Origin of the sequence: Luteibacter sp., from assembly GCF_009912395.1 — a bacterium.
GTDB lineage: Bacteria > Pseudomonadota > Gammaproteobacteria > Xanthomonadales > Rhodanobacteraceae > Luteibacter.
In genome coordinates this window covers 43,581-64,944 of the sequence record NZ_WNDO01000031.1, presented here as the reverse complement: position 1 = coordinate 64,944, position 21,364 = coordinate 43,581, and the positions used below count along the sequence as shown (strand labels likewise).

The 21,364-nt window shown below is 61.7% G+C and carries 14 protein-coding genes; 5 read left to right on the top strand and 9 right to left on the bottom strand.

Going from position 1 to position 21,364, the window contains the following annotated elements:
• Positions 1-204 (top strand): IS3 family transposase (locus tag GAK28_RS21285; protein WP_291779886.1); only part of this gene is annotated, 204 nt, incomplete at its 5' end.
• On the opposite strand, the gene GAK28_RS21280 is transcribed toward GAK28_RS21285, so the two are convergent.
• The 6 genes from GAK28_RS21280 to GAK28_RS21255 form a co-directional block, all read right to left on the bottom strand.
• Positions 167-2,671: a hypothetical protein gene (locus GAK28_RS21280; protein WP_291784173.1), complete on the bottom strand. Its 2,505-nt coding sequence runs from the start codon at positions 2,669-2,671 to the stop codon at positions 167-169. The genes GAK28_RS21285 and GAK28_RS21280 overlap by 38 nt on opposite strands.
• Positions 2,656-4,650 (bottom strand): hypothetical protein, encoded by a 1,995-nt coding sequence (locus tag GAK28_RS21275; protein WP_291784171.1) that lies wholly within the window; start codon positions 4,648-4,650, stop codon positions 2,656-2,658. Before GAK28_RS21275 ends, GAK28_RS21280 begins: the two co-directional genes overlap by 16 nt.
• Positions 4,647-5,957 (bottom strand): hypothetical protein, encoded by a 1,311-nt coding sequence (locus GAK28_RS21270; protein ID WP_291784169.1) that lies wholly within the window; start codon positions 5,955-5,957, stop codon positions 4,647-4,649. The genes GAK28_RS21275 and GAK28_RS21270 overlap by 4 nt, the downstream gene beginning before the upstream one ends.
• A gap of 422 nt (positions 5,958-6,379) precedes the next feature.
• Positions 6,380-7,315: a LysR substrate-binding domain-containing protein gene (locus tag GAK28_RS21265; RefSeq protein ID WP_291784168.1), complete on the bottom strand. Its 936-nt coding sequence runs from the start codon at positions 7,313-7,315 to the stop codon at positions 6,380-6,382.
• A gap of 12 nt (positions 7,316-7,327) precedes the next feature.
• A complete protein-coding gene (locus tag GAK28_RS21260) occupies positions 7,328-7,867 on the bottom strand; it encodes a VOC family protein (protein WP_291784166.1) in 540 nt (179 codons plus the stop codon).
• Between the two features lie 153 nt (positions 7,868-8,020).
• A complete protein-coding gene (locus GAK28_RS21255; RefSeq protein ID WP_291784164.1) occupies positions 8,021-8,392 on the bottom strand; it encodes a helix-turn-helix domain-containing protein in 372 nt (123 codons plus the stop codon).
• 246 nt (positions 8,393-8,638) lie between these two features.
• Here GAK28_RS21255 and GAK28_RS21250 point away from each other — a divergent pair, with 246 nt between their 5' ends.
• A complete protein-coding gene (locus GAK28_RS21250; protein WP_291784162.1) occupies positions 8,639-9,295 on the top strand; it encodes a hypothetical protein in 657 nt (218 codons plus the stop codon).
• 169 nt (positions 9,296-9,464) lie between these two features.
• On the top strand, positions 9,465-11,372 hold the full coding sequence (locus tag GAK28_RS21245; protein ID WP_291784160.1) for a beta-L-arabinofuranosidase domain-containing protein: 1,908 nt from the start codon (positions 9,465-9,467) through the stop codon (positions 11,370-11,372).
• A 60-nt stretch (positions 11,373-11,432) separates the two neighbouring features.
• On the opposite strand, the gene GAK28_RS21240 is transcribed toward GAK28_RS21245, so the two are convergent.
• On the bottom strand, positions 11,433-13,205 hold the full coding sequence (locus tag GAK28_RS21240; protein ID WP_291784158.1) for a beta-1,3-glucanase family protein: 1,773 nt from the start codon (positions 13,203-13,205) through the stop codon (positions 11,433-11,435).
• A 426-nt stretch (positions 13,206-13,631) separates the two neighbouring features.
• Entirely contained in the window at positions 13,632-13,805 is a 174-nt protein-coding gene (locus tag GAK28_RS21235) for a hypothetical protein (protein ID WP_291784156.1), read from the bottom strand.
• 162 nt (positions 13,806-13,967) lie between these two features.
• On the opposite strand from GAK28_RS21235, the gene GAK28_RS21230 reads away from it, so the two are divergent.
• Positions 13,968-16,853: a beta-galactosidase gene (locus GAK28_RS21230; RefSeq protein ID WP_291784154.1), complete on the top strand. Its 2,886-nt coding sequence runs from the start codon at positions 13,968-13,970 to the stop codon at positions 16,851-16,853.
• 63 nt (positions 16,854-16,916) lie between these two features.
• Here the strand turns inward: GAK28_RS21230 and GAK28_RS21225 are convergent, their stop codons facing one another.
• Positions 16,917-18,698 carry a peptide-N4-asparagine amidase gene (locus GAK28_RS21225; RefSeq protein WP_291784152.1) on the bottom strand — a complete coding sequence of 594 codons (1,782 nt, stop codon included), beginning with the start codon at positions 18,696-18,698 and terminating at the stop codon, positions 16,917-16,919.
• A gap of 272 nt (positions 18,699-18,970) precedes the next feature.
• Here GAK28_RS21225 and GAK28_RS21220 point away from each other — a divergent pair, with 272 nt between their 5' ends.
• On the top strand, positions 18,971-21,358 hold the full coding sequence (locus GAK28_RS21220) for a glycoside hydrolase N-terminal domain-containing protein (RefSeq protein WP_291784150.1): 2,388 nt from the start codon (positions 18,971-18,973) through the stop codon (positions 21,356-21,358).
• Positions 21,359-21,364: the final 6 nt, after the last annotated feature.

Here is a 21,364-nt window from a genome sequence, read left to right as displayed (position 1 = left end):
GGCAACTGCTACGACAACGCAGCAATGGAGAGTTGGAACCACAGTCTGAAGGTCGAGGCCATCCATGGTGAACACCTCGCCACACGGGAGCAGGCCAAGGCTCATGTGTTTGACTACATTGAGGTTGACTACAATCGGATCCGGCTGCACTCGACCCTGGGCTACCTCAGCCCAGAGCAGTACGAGCTGGCCAATGTCGCTTAGATAGGTGTCCGTAAATCAGGGGCAAGATCACAAAGCGGCATTCCTGGTGAAGATCGATGCCCTCCCCCATCACCGAACTGGCGACCAGTAGCTCAGGTGCGAATGGAGTGTTGAACATCGCAATGACGCGTTCGCGCACATCCGCCCGGGTTCCCCCGTGTGCACGTCGTACGGCATGGAGGCTTCCGCCGCGACCTGCGGCTTGATCGTCTTCAGAATGGGCGCCAAGAAGTGCAGCTCTGATACGAGCAAATTCGCTGTCGCGCTCATCGTCCTGATTGACCGGCTCGATCTGATTACGCGCTTGAGCCAGGCGCTGAGCGAAGTGGCGCCATCGGTCGAGAAGAACGATCCTGTACGGATTCTCTCCCTGAACACCCGCCCAGACCTCATCGTCCGTGATGCCGATGTGCAGGTGGGTGTAACGAACAAGATATCCGGGCGTGCGCAAGTGTCTCATGGCTGCATCAACGACGAGCTCCAAGACATCTTCGTGCCGACCGGCATCCTCCAGGAGCGCTTCTAGTAGTCGTTGGCGAATACGCTCATAGGGTGACGCATCGCGACGGAAGAGCCGATCAGCGATTCGTTCCAGTTCTCTTCTGGAGTCGTCCGTGGACGTCGTGGCGAGTGCCTTTGATGCCAGCTCCATAATGAGATGATCGAGGCGTCTGGACAACGCGTGCTCGACCGCCTCTCCCGTTCTAACAAACCAACAGAAGATAAGGCACTTTTCACCAGCCTGCCACAATGCCACGGCCTTCTCGACGGTAGCTTGGACTTTTGGGTGTGCTTCACGAACGCTGGGTTCTACTAGCGCGTCATCGATTTCTTTTCGGTACCAATCCACAGCCTCAAGCGTTGAAGGCGTTGAGATGCCTGATGCTTCGCTATTCTTTTTGTCATTATCAGCCGAATCGCTATCGCGCACATTTTCTGCGTGCCCACCGCCAAGGCGCGCAAACGCCTCATAGGACGAGGCAATGCCATAGGCGAAAAGTGGGCGCGTGCTCTTATGATCCAGGGCGATTGATTGCGCCCGCGCCGCCAACAGGAACGGAAGCGCCGCGCTTTCCGGGATGGGAAGTCCGCCCGGGACGCGGTTCCAGTTTGGCGCTATGGCGGCTCCGGGGCGATACGTACGTCGACGCGGTCGTTCATGGCGAATGATCCATGGCCGCAAGGCATCGTGCATCGCATGGCGGGCCTCAACGGCCAACTGGGCGTGCTGCCAAGCCTCCCTTGCGGCTGCACTGAGGTTATGGGGAGCGGCTACCTCGGGTCCCCAGGTATCGAATACTGTGATGTCCTCGGGTCGAAGTCGGCCCCAGGCGTAGTCGAAGATTATTGCACTGGCTTGGGCTTGAGTGAGTACTTTTTCCAGATCCTTGAGGCGCTCCCCCAGCGAAAGAGGTGTTGGCGGCGCGAGTGCGCGTACGGCGCCCATTCGACTGAGCACCTGAATGAGCTCAGCATGCCCGAGTTCGAACGGAGTCGCTGTCAGGAAAAGCATCCGGCGGAAAATGCCATGGAGGACACCGGCATCGGAGCCGTCAGAGCGTGAGCCGAACAATTTGCTGATCTGTGTCCCAGGATTCTTGAGTCGATGCGCCTCATCCACGATAAGCAGTGGAAGTTCCAGCTTGATGGAAGACAGAATCCATCTCCATACGGCTTGGGTAGCCTCGCCGAGTAATCTGCGGGCATGCCTCAAGCGCTTCTCGATATCGATGGATGATCGTATGGGCAACGCATCAACGGCCGCATGCAATTCATGTAGCGGGATGTCACGTACAGCCTCTTCAACGGATGCTGGTACAGGATCATCCGGTAGATATTCACCGGTCATGCGTCGCCAGGTATCTCGCCATTTCGATGGAGGTGTGTCGAGAAGCCGGGCAACGTGGTCGGTGGTGAAGCGAGGGTTGGGAAACAATCCCTTGGCGCCTGTAGACCATTTGGCAATGCGCTCACGAAGCGCGGAGCCGTCGCGCACATATCGAGTGGCATGGTGGAGTAGCGCAAGCTGGATGAATGTGTCCTTCAGGGGCATGGTCAAGGCGGTGTGCGTCAAGACAATGAGGTGGTCCCGATCATCCGGCTGATCGTCCAGTTTCTTGAGGAATGCCTCGCCGCTACGAATAGGGTGCTCAACACAACGGATGCCGATACCGGCTGGGAGCAGCGATTCGCTGAATTTTTTCCACTCCCGTATCCATTTTTCCGCCACCGCAGGCGGCACGAAGACGACGACCTGACTCCGCTCGGGGGTAGCGAGAATCTGGCTAACCGCCACCGCCAAAGCTACGTAGGTCTTTCCCATGCCGACCTGGTCAGCGAGAACGATCCCTTCCTGGCCCTGGAGTCGGTGAAGAATATCGGCCGCGGTACGCCGCTGCCGTGCCCAGTCGGCCTGAAAGCGAGGCGCGGTCGTTGTGAAAAGCTGATCGGTCAGGCGGACAGGCATGAGCGAACCTCCTCCATGGCGCGGCCGGCGTATGCCGCGAGGTCGGCCGGGGCACCCTTGATACGTACGCGTAGGCCATCCAGGCGATCGATGCATTCGCGGACCAGCGCAGTCCCTTCGATTCGATCAACGTGATGAAGTAGCTGTGCCCAGGGTACACGGCTCATCGTGAGCGCAATCTCGGCAACGGTGAAGATGGCCTCCGCTTGCGTCTGATGCCCCATTTCGGCTGCTTCAACGACCTTCACGGCGACAAATACCGGGCCCAGCGGGCTAGCCAGCCTCGCACGCAACGCGTCGATGGTCGTGACCTGGCGTTCGAGGCGGCGTTGCATGGCATTGAGCGACGCCGCCAGCGCGCGCCCCCTACGGAGCAAGGAGCGATCGGTATCGAAGCGCTTGAGGGGGTTCAGCTCAATCCCGGAGGATGCGAAATCCCCTGCTCTCATGACTTCGTGGACACTTCCCACCAACTGGGCCAGTGAGCGCCCCGTTGCCAATGCATGGAGTAAATGATCGGCTCCCAGGCTTGACAGCGCCGGGGCCGGCGGCAACCGGTGTCGATCGTCCGACAGTACGGCCCACGGCACCGTGTGATCGCCCCATTGGACGAAGACCGACATCGGCAACGCGCCGTCGTCCAGGGCAACCATGACCGTGTTGGGCTTGTCCCGGGCTTCCCATCCTTCCCGAGTTAGCATGGGCTGACCTCTTTCGGTGAGGCTGATCGTCCATGCGCAGGGCATATCATGGGTCGGGGTGATGCCAAGACGCAGCTCCCAATAAGCGTCATCGGGATCGCGAGTCAAGCGACACAGACCAAAACATGAGGAAAGCACGGGAAGTTCGGTTTCGTCTTCATCCATGGGGGCGACCTCCTCTGCATCCAGCGGGACATCACTGCCGAGCACGATAAGATCTTTCAGCGCCCTGCCCTCCATGCTGTCCAGAGGAGCACCAAGCCAAACATTCATTTCGCGATGCCTGCCACCCGGCATGAGACCGAGCCCGGCCTTCGTGTGATTGGAACTCCCGACTAGCGCTGCGATCCACTCCTTGCTCGTAACAAGAAGGCATTTCGCATGAAGAGTGCGAATCTCCTTGTCCAGCTCCTTGAGTTGGTGGACGGAGTCAACCGCCGAAGCGAGGTGCTTGGAGAAGGTCGATTGACCGCGTGTGAGAACTACGGCGACCTGCTGTCGACGTTCATCGGCAGGGCGACCGGTAAGTAGCTTCCGTACACTAAGAAGTGCGTTCTGATCGGACATATCCCAGAACGGCGAAAGGTGGGTTGCGCACAGAGGCTGGGGGCCGCTCCATGCCGCGCTCAACGCGTCGAGAGGCGCGGCGGTGGTATTCGTCGGGGCAAAGGCTACCCGTACAAGGGGTCGCCTTCTTTCCTGATGACCGATCCGCTCCCGGAACATTTCAAGTGTTCGCATCGCACGCACAAATACCGCACTACCAGGGTCGTAGCCTGGAACGAGGCCAAGGTATGACTCAAGCTCATCGGCGATAGCGTTGAGAACCGAGGGCGGAAATAGACACCCCGGCCCCAGGTCGGCCGCTAGCCCCAGTTCAATCTGGCGACGGTAACCTGCAGCTGTAAGATTTGCCGAGCCCAGTATGACCCGGGCGGACTTTTCCCACAGAAGAATGGCTACCTTGGAATGCAGAAGCCCTCCTTGAACGCGACAACTCAATACATCCCACAGTAGCGACGTGCGCTGCACGGGCGCGCTGCGGTCAGCCAGGATAGTCACGGGTGCATGCTGAAGCAGTTCATGCAGTTCGACGCTGGCAACGATGTCGTCGACCGAGCCGGTCTCTTCGTCGACACTCGATACTTCAAGAAAACGTGCCAGGCAGTTTCGTTCAAAGAATTCTGACTCGAGCGCAAACGTGGTGGCCAGCATCGCGACGGGTTCGCCTGCGCCGTCAGGCTTTTGCCAAAAATCGAGCAATGGACTTGGCTTCATGCCTGGCGGGTTTCCCTGAGAAAATGAGCAAGCGTGACTAATCGCATGGGATGCGTCCAGATGGCGTCACTCAGATCACCGTTCTGGTTTCGGTACGGAATGCGAACCGTCCAATCCTTGCCGATCCGGTCGAGCCAGGAGAGTTTTTTCTTGTTCGCCTGAACCTCTTCGTGACGAAGGATGAGCGCATCGAGCAATGCGTCTGCTGTGAATATGTCCACAAAGCGCTCCAGGCCATAGGCAACGTCTTGGGTTAGTCCGTTGTCGCCAAGGTCCGCCACCGCATCGATGGCGCGCTTTACCCGGTCGCCGATCGACGCGGCCAATTCTGCCAGCCCCGGTGTCCGTAACGCCGTTGTGGGGTCGATGGCTGATCCGTGTTGCTGCGTGGTAAATGCCAGGAATCGCCGAAATACATTATCAATGGCGGTAGCTGCTTCTTCATAATCGAAGCCAGCTCGGAGCGCTCGTGCCGTGGAGGCCCCCAAGCTGGGAGCCCGTTGCAACAGTTGCTGTGCAAGATCTCGCTGCGAAATGCCTTCCGCCGGCAGATTCGAGATAAGCAGTGCCGCAAGCTCATTGCGAACCTCGTGCCGCCCGGTAGCGATGAGTTCACGCAGGACTCCACGCTCCTTCGCCTTAGCTTCACGTGGCGCGAGAAGCTCGGATAGCGAGCGCAAAAGCTGTCCGTTTTGAGGCGCTGAGCACTCCCCCTTTTCAAGCGAGCGCTGGCAAGCCTCTGCAATGTCCCTACGTAGTTGTGCACCACGCGTACCGTGCAAACCATCGACGTAACCGGGAAAATCCACGTCGTGTTCCCACGCGCGCACAAGGCGTGCGGCATGCTCATCCGGGCGGTCATCAGGCGTGAGTACCCCGGCGTCGCGAGAGAACGGTCGATAGACGCCGGTGAAACCAAAAACGCGTGGGCCGTTCAGGTAGTTTCCACGACTCAGTCGCTCGTTCTTGATCTTGGCCTGGGCTGCTTTTTGGTTACCTGGAAGACCCTCGATGCGGCCATTTCCAGGGTACCGAGCCATCGCTTCAACAACGAGCCATTCGAATGCGATGTCGACGGTGGTTTTTCCGCCGTCGGCCGTCAAATCGTGCAACCCCTGATAGGCAATGGCGCCGATCGCGGAAACCGTCGTAAAACGAGGCTGACTCATCCTAGCCCGGATTCCCGGCACCATCACATCGGCAATCCGATCCGCAACGGCACCGAGGCCAAGCGGATCAAGGCCGCCTTCGCCCTGCGCTCCCGGGTCATAGGCCGATAGCCGAGGAAACTGATCGAGTATTTGCATTCCCTGCCCCTGTCCCTATTTTGTTGTCCCTTCGTCGCACGCGAAATCGACGGTCATTACGGTGCGATACGGACCCAAATAATGAACGGGTGGTCTTCCCGACATCAAGCTTGGAAGCTAATTCATTGTTTAATAAGGTCTGTTTCTTACGCGCACAGCATGTGTCATTGCGATGTGGTTCGCAAGGACAGTGCGTCCTTGGCGCGGCTGGGGATCCGAGCGCCGGCGTGTCGCTTTGCCAGGACGAAAACCGTGTCGCGATCGACCACGTTGCCATGCATATGGGCCAGCCCCGTATAGATGCCATGGGCGCAACAGCGGCGTGCGTGGTTCGAGGCGATAGAAACTATCGCCCTCAGGAAATGATTCATTTTTAGTCCTTGACGCGATGATCTTGGTCGGAATCTCAGCGCACCGATGGGCTAGGCGTCGTCGTCCTGGCGTTCCGTGGGTCCGTCCCTCAGGGAGGACAATGACTCGGCGGCTTCAAGTCGCAACCAATCCCGAAAAATAGCGATGGGCGTGGAGTCGTCCAGTTCGGTGGCATAGACGAGTCCATGGGGCGGCACATCGGGTCTCACACTCACGATGTCGAAGACCTGCTGAAGCGCGCCGCTGCATAGCGCATCCACCACGAGGATTTCCCTTGCCATGCACACGCCCAGGCCCTCCTCCGCGGCATTCAACAGCAAGGTGAGGCGGTTGAATGCCGCGGAGGGTTGTGGCGTGCCCGTAACGCCTGCCAGTTCAAACCAGTCGGCCCATTCATCGCGGGCACCCAGCAATCGCTCTTCAAGCAAGGTGGATGGCGATCCGGCCAGGAGGCGTTCCGCCATCACGGGGCTGGCCACCGCCACGAAGCGACTGGGCGCCTCGTACAAGGGGTGCCACGTCATGCCGGGCCATGGGCCTTCGTTTGACCGGATCGCGCCATGAAAGCCATCGCGGTAGAGGTCCCGAACCTGCGGTGAAGCGTCCACCTCGACATGGATATCCGGATGCGCCTGGTACCAACGGGCCACGCGAGGAAGAAACCAGCGCTGGGCAAATGCGACAGGCATGGTGATCTTCAGGGTGTATTCCGCCCGGCGCGACGCGGCGGTCGCCTGCCGAACGCCGTCTTCGATGTCGGCCAGCGCACGGCGTGAGCTTTCAAGCATCAACTGACCGGCAGCCGTGAGGATCAGGCGTCCTTTGCGGCGCTCGAATAACGGGAATCCAAGCCGGCTTTCGAGTTCGGAAATCTGTTGGCTGACGGCACTATGTGTCAGGTGCAGTACCCGGGATGCCGTGCGCAAGCTCTCGCAATCAGCGACGGCCACGAACGTCGGAAGGAACTGGAAAGGAATTCGTAGCATGGTCGTACACCCTCAGAGGAACATGTCCTGCCAATCGTCATGACGACGGGACGTGTTCAGCGCCGCATCCAGATCGGCTTCCCACTGTGTTCGCGGCCGCTCATAGACAAGCTCGATGAGCAGCCCATCGGGGTCGTTGGTATGAATGCTCCAGATGGGGCCACGCTCGATCATCGTGTGCAGGCGCACACCGTGGTCGTGCAGAAAACGGATCTGTTCGATCCATTCCTGTTCACTGCCGTACTCGATGGCCAGATGGTCCAGTCGCTGTTGGCTCGACGTATCGAGGTTTGAAACTTCATACAGTGCGAAGTCGTGATGGCTGACCTGCCCGTCCCTTACGCCGCTATAGAACCGCATGGGAGCCAGGTGGTCGGCACGGGGCCTGGTTGATGTCGCGACATGTCGAAAGCCCAGTAGATCGGTATAGAACCGATGGGAAGCCTCGATGGAGCTGACGTGGAGCAGCAGGTGGTTCAGGCCTCGGGGGGCCTGGGCGCGTCGCTCCGTCCCGGGCGGGGCCAACACCGCACTCGACGAATGGATTTCCATGCGATAGCCACGAATAGGGAGAGATGGCCACAGCATAGGAGCGTTGGGATAGGCGGTAAATCGATACGTTTTGACCGGACTGTTCGGCCAGGCTTACCGCCTGCCCCGTTGTCCCTGTGTTATCGCTAGCTCCCATCGCGCGCAAGCGCGCTCCTACAAGGTCTCGATTGCGTCGTAGAGTGCGCGGGCCTGCTCGATCTCGGGGAGGTGGTCGATCGACCACCGATAGACCGCGCCGAAGGGAACCTGCAAGGTCCGGCCAAGCGGGGTGATGGAGTATTCGACGGCGACCGGAGACCTGGCCAGGACGTGGCGGACGATCAGGCCGTTGCGTTCCATCCGTCGAAGCGCCTCCGTGAGCGCTTTGTGCGTGATCCCTTCCAGGCGCCTGCGCATTTCATTGAATCGGGTGGGTTTTTCCGTCAGAACGATGAGAATCATCACTGACCATTTGTTGGCGACCTGGTCGAAGAAGGAGCGCGCCGCGCAATCCGCGAAAAACAGGTCATCCGACTTGCATGACATGACGATATCCTCACCTATATCTGCGCACGTTCGGGTGCCTGATAAACGCCCGACCTCCAGCGCATATCATGACCCTCGATCATTTTTTCTGCGAGTGCATGGCATGGGCTGGTCGGAGCTGACGAGGATCGGCGGCAGCGGGAGGCCGTAAACGCCATGTGACCAATGGCCCGTGCCCTAGGGGGCAAGCGGATGTAGCTTGCTCTGCAAGGCACGGAGGGCCCGTGTCGGTCACAAGGGGAAATCATGCGCTATCGCCTGGGTCTCGTGCTTCTGCTTGCGCTGCCCGCTGCGCAGGTCCTGGCTAACGATGCGCTGCTGGACGAGGCGCTGGCCCGCACGGCCCAACCCAGGAGCGCGATCAGCGGCATGATCATCACCACCAATACGCTCACGGGTGGCTCGGAACCCGAGGTCGAGCGCGAAAGCATCGACCTCAAGGCGAAGCCTGATGAGGCCCTCGCCTCGTACGAGCAATTGAAGGATGTCATTGGCGCGGATGCCCGCCGAGTGGGCGTCGAGGCTGGAAGAACCCGGTATCGCTTCAGGACTTACCGAATTCCCAGCGGCACCAATACGCCCAAGGGCGTCAAGATCGATACCAATGGCGAGATCGAGTTCGATGGCATGGCCGATGTCGTCAGGGACAGCGAGGGGCATCCCTATGTCAGTCACCTGCAGCTTCGCATGCGACGCGCAACCGGGCCGCTGATCGGTCGTGTCAAGGCCATGGAGCTGGGCTACGGATTTGCTCCTTCGATCCAGGGCGACGGCATGGTATCCACCGATGTGTCGGCGGACGTGAACGTCCGCGTCTTTTATTTCGTGCATCGGCGGTTCATGCTCGAATCGCGACTTGTCGCCTCGGATGCTCCCATCCCTGGTACCCGCCCGGTCGAATGAGGCATCCAGACCACTTCGCCCATCTTCGATGAAAACGTCGTACATTTCGATTTCATCGTAGACGGCGGGTGGGGCTTTCCGAATGCATGATCCAGATCGGTCCGGGCGGAGGGGATTTCTTCGTGCTTCCCTCATTGGTGCGCTGACGCCATGGTTGCCCTTGGACGCCATGGCGACGACTTCGGCATCGAAAGCGGCCGTCTTTCCATCGGCTCCCTTGGCTCCCCAGCCTTTCCAACTGCTACCCGCCGGCTCGATTCGTCCCTCCGGCTGGCTACGGCGACAACTGGAAATCCAGGCAGCGGGCCTTGGCGGTCGAGTCGACGAAACATGGCCCGATCTTGGGCCGGACAGTGGCTGGCTCGGAGGCAGGGGTGAGTCGTGGGAGCGCGGCCCCTACTTTGTCGACGGCTTGCTGCCCCTGGCCTGGCAACTCGACTCGCCACCGTTGAAAGCCAAGGCCCAGCGCTTCATCGACTGGACGCTCGAGAATCCGTGGCCCAACGGCATGTTCGGGCCCAGGAGCAACGACGACTGGTGGCCGCGCATGGTCATGCTCAAGGCCCTGACGCAATACCAGGAACTGACCGGCGACGCGCGGGTCGTGCCGTTCATGACGCGATACTTCCATTACCAGTTGGGAGCGCTTCCCGGCCGGCCGTTGCGCGACTGGGGGCGTATGCGTTGGCAGGATGAAGTGGCCTCCATCCTCTGGCTCCACAGCCGCACCCAGGATCCACAGCTGCTCGAACTGGCCGCCCTGCTGAAGAAACAGGGTTATGACTGGCAAGGCATGTATGCGAATTTCCCCTTCCGGGAAAAGACCGATGCGAAGCAGATCGAAGCGAAGGCCGGAAAAAACGCCTTCATGGAAGACGACGGCTTGCAGGTGCACGGCGTGAACGTCGCTCAAGCCCTCAAGGCCTCCCCGGTATGGTCGCTGGTGTCGCGCGATGCGAACGATCGCGCGGCCATCCACCACCAGTTGGCGGAGCTGGATCGTTACCACGGCCTGGCCAACGGCATGTACTCCGCCGACGAACACCTGGCCGGACGCAGTCCGTCGCAAGGCGTCGAACTGTGCGCCATCGTGGAAGCCATGTATTCACTGGAAATGTCGCTGGCGATCACCGGCGACGCCGTTCTGGGCGACCGGATCGAGCGCATCGCCTATAACGCGTTACCAGGCGCGTTCACGGATGATATGTGGGCGCATCAGTACGACCAGCAGCCCAATCAGGTGGAATGCAGTCTGCATAGGCGTCCTTGGACAACCAATGGGCCGGAGGCGAACCTGTTTGGCCTGGATCCCCACTTCGGCTGCTGCACGGCCAATTTTCATCAGGGCTGGCCCAAGCTGACGGCCAGCTTATGGATGGCCTGCTCCGATGGCGGCCTCGCCGCCACCGTCTACGCACCCTGTCGCGTGAGCACGATGGCCCGGGGCGTGGCCATCGAGATCGACCAGGACACGGACTATCCCTTCCGCGACGATATCCAGATGACGATACGCCCTGCGTCGTCCGTCGTTTTCCCCCTGCGCCTTCGCATACCCGGCTGGTGTCGTTCGCCGTCGGTGCGGGTCAACGGCAAGGCTGTGGACGTGAAAGCTGGCGAAGGCTTCGTCACCGTGGAGCGGCAGTGGTCGGCCGGGGATACGGTCCAACTGTCGTTTCCCGCCGAGGTCGTCACGGAGAAGGGCTACAACGAGTCGATCAGCTTCAGTCGTGGCGCGCTGGTGTTCTCGCTGCCGATTGGCGAGGCTTGGGTCAAATGGCGCAAGCGTGGCCTCACCAACGATTGGCAGGTGTATCCAACCTCCGCCTGGAACTACGCCATCGGCGCTGAAAGCAGCGTCCAGCAACACCCAGTCGGCAAGCGCCCGTTCGCGGGCGATACGCCTGCGGTGACGCTATCGGTCAAGGGACGGCTTGCCGCCTGGAAGGCCGAAGAAGGCGCCGCCGACCCCGTGCCCTCGAAGCCCGCCCTGGAGGACGAGCCTTACACCACGCTGCGTCTGGTGCCTTATGCGGGGGCCAAGTTGCGTATCACGTCGTTCCCTGCCCTTCCATCCTGAGCATGGAGGGCATTCGTGTCGGAGCGACGGATGACTCCGCCGCCCCGACACGTTTCGTACTTACCAGCCGATGCCGAGTTCGAGATGCTCGGGCTGGCTCTCGATCAACGTCGAGCTCTGGTCCGAGACATCGTCATAGGCGAAGCCATACGCCTTCTGGTTCACGCCATGCACGTGCCAGAAGCGCGAGTAGTAGTTCGCCGGGGCCTGCTGGTAGAACGCATCGGCGTTCTTCCACTGCGTCGTGTCTTCCATGACGTGACGGTTGAACGCCGCGCAGATCTGGGCTTCGAGCTGGGGCGTGACACCCCATACGTCGCCGTCGCTGGCCCGGGCCAGGTTGCCCTTGCCTTCCAGCACGTCCTGGGTGGTCGGCTTGTACACATTGAACTGGAAGCCTTCCGGCTCGTTTGCATTGGGGGTCTGCGCCCAGTTGGTGTGCTGGAAGACAAGCACGCCGTTCACCACGCTACCCTGATACTGCTCGGCACCACGATTGATCGTCAGCGTGTGGGTCTGGTAGTAGTTCCACACCTCGTCGATGTACGCGTCGAAGTAATGCCCCTGCGGCTTGCCCTCGTCGAAGGCGTCCTTGCCCGGCGCGAGAATGCGTACGGGATTCGCGTTGGCCAACTGGAACTCGACCGGCACCTCGGCGTTGTATTCCTGGAGGACCTGCGCACGGGTCTGCGTGATTCCCGAATTCAGGTGGCGCGTCTTGTTGCCACCGTAGACATCCAACGCCAGCGGAATCGAGAACTGGTCGACCTGGGTCGTATTGATGAACAGCGCGTTGTCGTTCCAGGTGTACTCGTACCAGTCGTAGTAGATGCCTACGTTCGGGTCAGTGCCGTTGAGCGGATTGGGGCCGGCGAAGCCGATGCTGCCATCGGCGCCCTTGACCACGCTCATGTACATGGGCTCGCCGAAGGAGACGAAGATGCGGCCCGACGACGACTCCGGCAGCTTGAGCAGCTTCGCCTGTGCAAGCGTGAAGGCGTAGTTGGGGTAGTTGTTGCCGTTCTTGGTCAGGTGACCCGGGCCGTTGTTGTCTGCTTCGTTCAGTGCCACTAGCTGGCCGTCAGGCGTGATGTACGACATCGCATCCTGGTTGGCGGCATCTTTGTGGTTGGGGTCGCGGGCGAGGATCTCGACGAAGATCTGATCGTCACGCCACTGGCCATTGGTGACGTTGCGCAGTTGGGTGCCTATGAAGCCCGGGTACACCTGGTAGTTGAAGCCTTGCGACGGATCGTTCGTGCCACTGTTCGGCGGCGTCCCCGTGGTGCTGTCAGGTGCGTAGACACCCATTTCCCACAGGGAGTAACCGTAGCCCGTAGCGCGCTTGACGCCATGCATGCGCACGTAACGGGCCGACACGGCCGGGAAGGTGCGGGTTTCGACACCGCCGACACCAGCGGGGTTTTCATCGGCGACCTGCCAGGACTGGCCGTCGACGGAGACTTCGATCCGATAATCCGCGGCATAGGCATTTTCCCAGTTGAGGGTCACCTTTCCCACGGACTGGACCGAGCCGAGGTCGACCTGGATCCACTGGTCGTCGGTGAAGCCCGAGGACCAGCGGGTGCCAAGATCGCCATCGTTGACGTTGTCTGCCTTGAACGCGATCGGGTTTTCCACGTCCGAGGCGATCACGGGAGCATTGAGGGCCAGGTTGGTACCGGCGGACGCGGCCTGTGGCGATGACTGCGTCGGGGCTGCCTGGGGAGCGGCGTGGGCGGCTACCGTCGCACTCATCATGGCCAAGGCCAGGGCGGAGACGATCGCGCGGCGACCGATCCGGTTGAGGGTGGGTTTGGAATCAAGCTTCATTTCGGTAGGTTCCCTGATTGACGTCGTTGTCGGACAGCCAGGCCCACGCGCACGCCTCCCTTGCCGGCGAACGGATCGCAGACATCCCATGCGTGCTCGTGAGTGGATCGTCCGATCCCGGCATGGCCATGGAAAGCCAAGCATCGCGATTTGGACGTCCATATGCTGTCGCTGCGATGGATCATCCATGTCCGTATGCATGATCACAATCATCAAAAGAGGGAAATCTCGCTATCGTCCCTTTGCGTCTTCACGTTTGTGACGCGATTGGATATTCCGTCCGTCGCGATAGCTTGAGGCAAGACGCCTGACAGGTATCGCGGACGATGCGAGCACCTGCCAGTGCGTCGATATGGGAAGGTCGTGGGGAAAGCCGCCCCTGGGGGCGGCTGTCGATCTTCGTGGGCTCTATCGATGGCTAGACCATCAGCCGTGATCGCCCCCGGGGTGGCGGGAGCCGAACAAGCCCAGGTCCGTGCTTTCAGCGACTTTCGGGTTGATCTTGGTGCTCGTCGAGCCCGGCGGCATGGGGCCCTCCATTTGGATGATGAACGGGTTGGCGATGGTGTCGTCGTGCATGGCCTTGCGTTGCTGTTCCATGGGAATGCTCCATTGGTTTATGGGCCGCGACATGGCGGCACGCTCGAACCTATCATGGCCGGCCGGTCGCCTCTGGTTATTTAGATCGATCTTGCCCTGGCTGCCGAAATCGCACATTCTCCGTCGAACGTGCCTTGGGCACCGTCGTTGAAGGGAGTGGGGATGCGTACTTTTTACGGTCCGGGCCACCGTCGCGGTGGATGGTCGCTGGCCTTGCTGGTGGCGCTGGGAGCGATGCCTCCCGTCCATGCGGAGCCGACGCACACGGTCGCCTACGATCGCCATTCGTTGATCATCGATGGCAAGCCGACCTATCTCTGGTCCGGATCGTTCCATTACTGGCGCCTGCCAAGCCCCGACCTCTGGAAAGATGTCCTGCAGAAGATGAAGGCTGCTGGGTTCAACGCAGTGGAGATCTACTTCGACTGGGGCTATCACTCGCCACGACGAGGCGTCTACGACTTCTCCGGTATCCGCGATGTCGACCGGCTTCTCGATATGGCTCGGGATGTCGGCATCTATGTCATCGCCCGACCAGGCCCCTACATCAACGCCGAAACGGATGCCGGCGGCTTTCCGGGCTGGCTCGTGGACACAGGAGGCAAGCCGCGTTCCCCCGATCCGGGCTACACGGCCGCCTATCAGGAGTGGTTGACCCATATCGACCGCATCCTTGCACGTCACCAGCTTACCGACGGGCGCGGTACGGTGCTGATGTATCAGGTCGAGAACGAGTTCTACGACGACTCCCCGGATGGCCGCCGTTACATGCAGGCCATCGAGGACAAGGCCCGGGCGGATGGCATCACCGTGCCGCTGTCGGGCAACCACAACAGCAGCTTCATCGATGGCGTCGGGGCCGTCGACCTGCCGGGCCAGGACTCCTACCCACTGGATTTCGATTGCTCGCGCCCGGAGCGGTGGAACGCCGTATACGACTTCAGTCGCGAACGCCGTGAACTGACGCGTTCGCCGCTGTTCTTCCCCGAATTCCAGGGCGGTGCCTTCGACGTGTGGGGCGGCCCGGGTTACGAGGCCTGCCGCAAGCTCACCGGTCCGGAGTTCGAGCGCGTGTTCTACGAGGCCACGATGGCGGCCGGGTCCACGATGCAGAACTTCTACATGACCTACGGCGGCATCAACTGGGGCTGGCTCTCCTCGCCCGGCGTGTACACCTCGTACGACTACGGTGCGGCCATCTCCGCCAGCCGGCAACTGACGCCCAAGTACGACCAGCAAAAACTCATCGGCTACATGGTGCGTGCCGTCGCCCCACTGGCCCGCACCGACGCGGTAACGACTTCCGTCCCCGACAATGGTCGCCTACGCGTCGACGCGCGAATGAATCCGGATGACGGTACGCGCTTCTACATCGTCCGGCACGACGATGCCCTCGACACCACGAACGATGCGACGCACCTACGGATCGCACAACGCGGTGCGAAGGGCATCACGATTCCCCAGCAAGCGGATACGGCGATCCACATCGACGGAAGGGATTCCAAGGTGTTGCTGGCCGACTATCGCTTCGGCGGCCAGGACCTCGCGTATTCCACATCCGAGCTGCTGACCCAGCTGCACATCGGTCAGCGCGATGTCGCGGTGTTCTATGGGCGGCACGGCGAGGATGGCGAGACCGTGCTGCGCTATGCGAGCAAGCCGGCGCTCCGCGTCATCGAAGGCGATGTCGCTACGCGCTGGGACGAGGCCACTCATACCCTGCGCCTCAACTATCGACACGACGGGCTGGCACGCGTCGCCGTCGGCGAAGGGAATGGATCGCTCCTGCTGCTCATTGGCGACAATGACGCCGCCAGGCGCTTCTGGCAGCTCGATACCGCCAAGGGGCCGGTGCTTCTGAGTGGGCCTTATCTTGCACGCCAGGCTGTCGACAAGGGCAACGAGATCGCGCTGACTGGCGACACCGAGCGTGCAGGCGATATCGAACTCTTCGCGCCCTCGGAGGTTCAGGCCATCACGTGGAACGATCAACGCATCAAGACGGACACCACGCCATCGTCGAGCCTGCAAGGCCATGTCGACGGACCGCTTCCGGTGACCTTGCCTAAGCTGACGTCATGGCGCGTCACGCGGGCTGCGCCGGAGATCGCTCCGGATTTCGACGATCGCGGATGGCTGGCGACCGATCGTACGTCGTCACCGAATCCCTACTGGGAACACCAGCTCCCCATCCTCGATAGCGACAGCTACGGCTACCACCATGGCAATGTCTGGTATCGCGGCCACTTCAAGGCGACCGGCAAGGAGCGCAGCATCATCCTCGCCGCCAATACCGGTGTACACCTGGGCAACCATGGCATCTTCACCGCGTGGCTCAACGGCCACTACCTGGGAAACAACCCCAGTGGTGCGAGACAGTTCGCCATCGATCCGTCGTGGTTGAAGAAAAGCGGTGACAACGTGCTCTCGGTGCTGGTCGACAATACCGGCCACCTCCAGGAAGAACACAGCGGCGCCTTCCGCGAGCCACGCGGCCTGATCTCGGCGACCTTCGCCGATGCGCCCACGGCCATCCAGTGGAAGATCCAGGGCAACGAGGGTGGTGAAAACCTCCCCGATCCCGTGCGCGGGCCGTTCAACGCCGGCGGCCTCTATGGTGAGCGCGTGGGCTGGCACCTCCCCGGTTTCCCGGACAAGGGCTGGTCCAGCACGCCCCTGCCCCGCGCGACCGATATTCCCGGTGTCGACTGGTACCGCACGACCATCCACCTGGACCTTCCCGCCGACCAGGACGTCCCCATCGCCCTGCGGATCCACGATGCCGTGCCACACCATTACCGGGCGCTGGTCTTCATCAATGGCTGGCAGGTAGGTCGCTATAACAGCGATGTCGGCCCGCAGACGGATTTCGAGCTACCACCGGGTCTGTTGCACGCGCACGGCGACAACACGATCGCCATCGCCTCATGGAGCACGGCGTACGACGGCGGCCTGGGCGAGGTCTCCCTGGTGATCCAGGGCAATTACCGCACGAGCCTCCGCCCCGCCGATGTCCAGGCACCCAACTACAAGACCAAGCCCTTGTAGGAGCGCGCTTGCGCGCGACGGGGGGTGTTCAGAGCCCCCATCGCGCGCAAGCGCAGGATGCCATCAAAAAACGCCCGGATCTTCCGTCCTCGACGTATCCGGCGCCCCATCCGGATGCGTGAACCATAGCAACCGGTTGCGGGCCTGCGAGCATCCACCGCCATCCGTCGCGGCGGTCAGCAGGCCGGAAGCCGTCGTGACATCACGGCCGTAGCAGCTGCCCAGGTTGTCCTTGAAGCGGAACTGCTGCGTACTGCGCTGCCCGGTATGGCCCGAGACCGCACCGTTGGTGAAATTGAGCGTATCGGCGGTATCGATGCTGTTGTCAACATCGCTACGGTAGATCAACAGGTGCCCCAGGCGCTTGCTGAACTGGCGCGAGAAGCCCTGGGTCACCGCGCTGGGCGCGCTCACCGTATTACCCGCGCTGTCGAAGGTGTTGCCGAAGCTTGCCACCAGCGGATAGTCGAAATGAATCTCGGTGGTGAGCGTGATGCCCAGCGGGCCCTGGCGCGTCTTCGTCGTGCTGTCCACCGTCGACAGCTGGTCGATACCCTGCTGGTAGCGAGTCGGATCGATTGCGAAGGTCTGCGTGTTGCGGAAGCTCACGGTCTGGTTCACGTCGGTGACGATCCGACCGCGCGAGGTATCGACATAGCCCGCGATACGGAAGCTTCGGGATGCCTTCGTGGCAATCGATCCCCCCACGACGCCGCCGGTATCGGTGAGCTGGTTGTCGACGGTGGCGACCGCCGCCTGGCCCTGCAAGGTGTTGGCGGTCATCGCGCCAGTCACCACCTTGCGGCCGCGATCCAGGTGCACGAACAGGTTGCCCGTGACGGCGAAGTTGCCGTTGGCGCCGGTGACGCCAATGGCCAGCGCATGCGGCTTGCCATCGTTGAGCAGTGCCGCGAAAGGCGTCAGGTCCATGCGGTAGGGCAGGAAGTTGAGCGTCTGCACGCCCGGCGTCGGTCGCCACATGTAGGGATCGATGCCGCCGGTGAATATCCACGGATACACCGGCGCGACGCCGGCCTGCTGTCCGTCGATGGACACCTGCACTTCGCGGTAGGAACCACCGCCGCAGCTTTGCGCCTGGCTGGCCTGCGCATCCGGCACACAGGTGTACCAGAATTCGTCGCCGCCCTGCCCCTGCGCAAACACGTCCAGGTAGGCGCGTTCCACGTTCGTGGGCAGCGTGAGTGTGCGCGACAGCACGTCGCTGCCGGTGTTGAGGGCGACGGTGCCGCCGGCGGTACCATCCGATAAGGGATAGACCGCATCGGGGGCGTCGATCTTCGGTGCGAGGATGTTCGCCGGATAGAAGACAAGGCGGGCCGACCCGCTGATGACGCCCGTATAGGTGCCGTCGACGATATTGCCCAGGATGGCCTGCCCGGTCTGCGGCTGTCCCAGCAAGCTGGCGAAGTCGCTCACATCGCGTTCGATATGCCAGCTGGGTGCCACGCTGGCGGAGGGCTCCTGGGTCGTGCCGAAGTAAATGTTCGCACCTCCGAGCCACAGCGACGCCGTACGGTCGAACTGTCGGCCCGCCGTCACCGCGAAATCGGCTTCGAGTACGACCTTGGACCACGACGTGCCACACCCCACCGGCGGCGCGTAGGTGTACGGGTGGTTGGAAAAATCACGGAAGGTGAATCCGTTGAAAAGCTCGACCGTGCAGGCCTTGCCGGGCGGCCGCGGCACCGCCGGATCGGCTATGGCGACATTCGCCGACCCCACGTTGAAGCCGGGCGACGTCGCTGCCAGGGCGGCAGGCGTCAGGCACGTTGCGATGCAACCGAACAATCCCACCCACAGGCTCTTGCGGCCTGCCTCGTTCATGACTGCCATACACCTTTTCTCCCCAAGAATAGACCCCCTGTCGGCAAAACGTAGCACAGGGTGGACGGGTATCGGTGTGCTGGATACAGCATGACTGGGCGAGACGACCGAGCCTTTGCGGGTGCAAGCTTTCGTTTGGCAACGAGGGCTTCAGGGGGCCTGGATGCGTCGCGTCTTGACAGTCCATCGCCACCGACCTATGGTCATTTGTATTACAAATGCCGGCTTCGTCGGGGCGAAAGAGGCATTTCAGGGAAAAGGGGAATGCGCCGATGCAGCATGAAGACGAGTCGACGTCGGCGGCACGCCGCCGCTTTCTGAAGATGAGCGGCCTGGCGGGCCTGCTGCCGTTGCTGGGCATGCCGGCATTCGGTGCCTGCGCCGCCGTGCCGCGCCCTGCGGGCTCATCGGCCTCCTCCACGGGTCCGAGCAAGCTTACCCTTTGGTATGGCGCGCCCGCCCATGAGGCGGATGTGCTTCGCGAAGGGCTTCCCATCGGCAACGGCCGCATCGGCGCCCTTGTCGGTGGCGATCCGGGTCGCGATTTTCTCTATATCACCGACGGATCCATGTGGCTGGGCGGTCGCAACGCGACGCTCGACGGCGATGGGCAGTTTGGCTATACGACCAACGACTTCGGCAGCCTGGTCATGCTGTGCCGGCTCTACCTGCGTGTCGACGGACACGACATGGCGGACGTGCAGGACTTCCGCCGCGAGTTGGACATGGCCCAGGGCGTGGTCCGGATGTCGTACCGCAAAGGTGGCGTGCAGTATCGGCGGGAGGTCTACGCCAGCCATCCGGACGATGTCATCGTGCTGCGTCTGACCCAGGATGGCGGTGGCGCTTTCAGCGGCGTCCTCGATCTTCAGGGGGCCCACGACGAGGTAGTGCGCAGCGTAGAGCAGGCTCGCCAATGCGAAGGCGCCTTCGACAACGGCCTGAAATATGCCGCCGCGGCACGCATCCAGGCGACCGGGGGCTCCTTGCGGAGCGAGGCCGAAGGGATTCACTTCGAGGGCTGCGAGGCGCTTACCGTGGTCTTCTGTGGTGGTACCAATTATGTGCCAGACCCTCGACAGAACTACCTGGACACGACGGTGCATCCGTTGGTTCGCGCGCACGAGAAGATCGAGGCTGCGCTACGCCTGCGGCCCGAGGTGCTGTCGCATACCCATGTGGCGGATCATGCACGGCTGTTCGACACCATGCGCGTCGATCTGGGCACCTCGACCCTCGCCCAGCGTTCACTGGACACCTGGGCGCGGCTACAGGCGCGAGCGAAGCGCGGCGCCGCGCCCGACCCCGAACTGGAGGCCAGCTACCTGCAGTTCGGTCGTTACCTGACGATCGCGGGTTCGCGTGACAGGTTGCCGACGGGCTTGCAGGGCCTGTGGCTGTCGGACAATGCGCCTCCGTGGATGGGCGATTATCACACCGACATCAACATCCAGATGAACTACTGGCTGCCCGATCGCGCAGGGTTGGCGTCGTGCTTCGACGCGCTCACAGAATATTGCCTCTCCCAAGTGGAATCATGGGCCAAGGTCACCCGCGAGCTGTTCAACGATCCGCGCAACCGCTATCGCAACAGCTCGGGCAAGGTCGCGGGCTGGACGGTCGCCTTCTCGACCAATATCTATGGCGGCAACGGCTGGTGGTGGCATCCGGCGTCCAACGCGTGGCTCTGCAACAGTCTTTGGCAGCACTACGAGTACACCCAGGATCGTCGTCACCTGGCCCGCATCCATCCGCTGCTCAAGGGCGCCTGCGAGTTCTGGGAGGCCCGGTTGATCCCGACGACGGTGACGGATGCCCTCACCGGCCAGCCCAAAGAGGTTCTCATTGATGATGCCGACTGGTCGCCCGAACAAGGTCCGGAGAACGCGAAGGGCATCACCTATGCGCAGGAGCTGGCGTGGGACCTGTTTGGCCATTTCCAGCAGTCCAGTCAGTTGCTGGGCATCGATGCCGACGCGGCGGCTCGCTTCACCGCCTTGCGCCAAAAACTCTACCTGCCGCACATCAGCGAAAAGAGTGGCTGGCTCGAAGAATGGATGAGCCCGGACAACCTGGGCGATGTCATCCATCGGCATCTATTTCCCTTGATCGGTTTCTTCCCGGGTGACCGTATCCGCGTGGAAGATTCTCCGCCCGAACTGATCCAGGCCGTCACCCGCCTCCTGACGGCCCGCGGCATGACGGGTTACGGCTGGGGTTGCGCGTGGCGTGCCATCTGCTGGGCACGACTGAAGAATGCGGACAACGCGTACCAGTTACTCCTGACCAACCTGCTGCCGGCGATGAACCACAGCAACGGCACGACAGCGAACTTCTTCGACTTCTATCAGCTGGACGCGAATGCCGACGCATTCCAGATCGATGCGAATTTTGGCACGCCCACGGCCATGCTGGAGATGCTGCTGTACTCCCGCCCTGGCCGTATCGAATTGCTGCCCGCGTTGCCCACGGCATGGCGCGACGGCAGCATCACCGGCCTCGGGGCGCGGGGTGGTTTTCAGGTCGACATGACATGGCGCGACCGCAAGGTCACCGCGCTGACGCTTCGCAGCGCCGTTGGCGGAAAGACCGTCGTCGTGTCGAATGGCCGATCCCTTCCCGTATCGCTGCGTCCCGGCGAAAGCCGGACCTTGGCATGAGGTCAC

Excerpts from the sequence above, each read along its gene's own strand:
- GAK28_RS21280 (WP_291784173.1), bottom strand. The coding sequence starts at position 2,671 with ATGCCTGTCCGCCTGACCGATCAGCTTTTCACAACGACCGCGCCTCGC.
- GAK28_RS21275 (WP_291784171.1), bottom strand. The coding sequence starts at position 4,650 with ATGAAGCCAAGTCCATTGCTCGATTTTTGGCAAAAGCCTGACGGCGCA.
- GAK28_RS21270 (WP_291784169.1), bottom strand. The coding sequence starts at position 5,957 with ATGCAAATACTCGATCAGTTTCCTCGGCTATCGGCCTATGACCCGGGA.
- GAK28_RS21265 (WP_291784168.1), bottom strand. The coding sequence starts at position 7,315 with ATGCTACGAATTCCTTTCCAGTTCCTTCCGACGTTCGTGGCCGTCGCT.
- GAK28_RS21260 (WP_291784166.1), bottom strand. The coding sequence starts at position 7,867 with ATGGAAATCCATTCGTCGAGTGCGGTGTTGGCCCCGCCCGGGACGGAG.
- GAK28_RS21255 (WP_291784164.1), bottom strand. The coding sequence starts at position 8,392 with ATGTCATGCAAGTCGGATGACCTGTTTTTCGCGGATTGCGCGGCGCGC.
- GAK28_RS21250 (WP_291784162.1), top strand. The coding sequence starts at position 8,639 with ATGCGCTATCGCCTGGGTCTCGTGCTTCTGCTTGCGCTGCCCGCTGCG.
- GAK28_RS21245 (WP_291784160.1), top strand. The coding sequence starts at position 9,465 with ATGGCGACGACTTCGGCATCGAAAGCGGCCGTCTTTCCATCGGCTCCC.
- GAK28_RS21240 (WP_291784158.1), bottom strand. The coding sequence starts at position 13,205 with ATGAAGCTTGATTCCAAACCCACCCTCAACCGGATCGGTCGCCGCGCG.
- GAK28_RS21235 (WP_291784156.1), bottom strand. The coding sequence starts at position 13,805 with ATGGAACAGCAACGCAAGGCCATGCACGACGACACCATCGCCAACCCG.
- GAK28_RS21230 (WP_291784154.1), top strand. The coding sequence starts at position 13,968 with ATGCGTACTTTTTACGGTCCGGGCCACCGTCGCGGTGGATGGTCGCTG.
- GAK28_RS21225 (WP_291784152.1), bottom strand. The coding sequence starts at position 18,698 with ATGAACGAGGCAGGCCGCAAGAGCCTGTGGGTGGGATTGTTCGGTTGC.
- GAK28_RS21220 (WP_291784150.1), top strand. The coding sequence starts at position 18,971 with ATGCAGCATGAAGACGAGTCGACGTCGGCGGCACGCCGCCGCTTTCTG.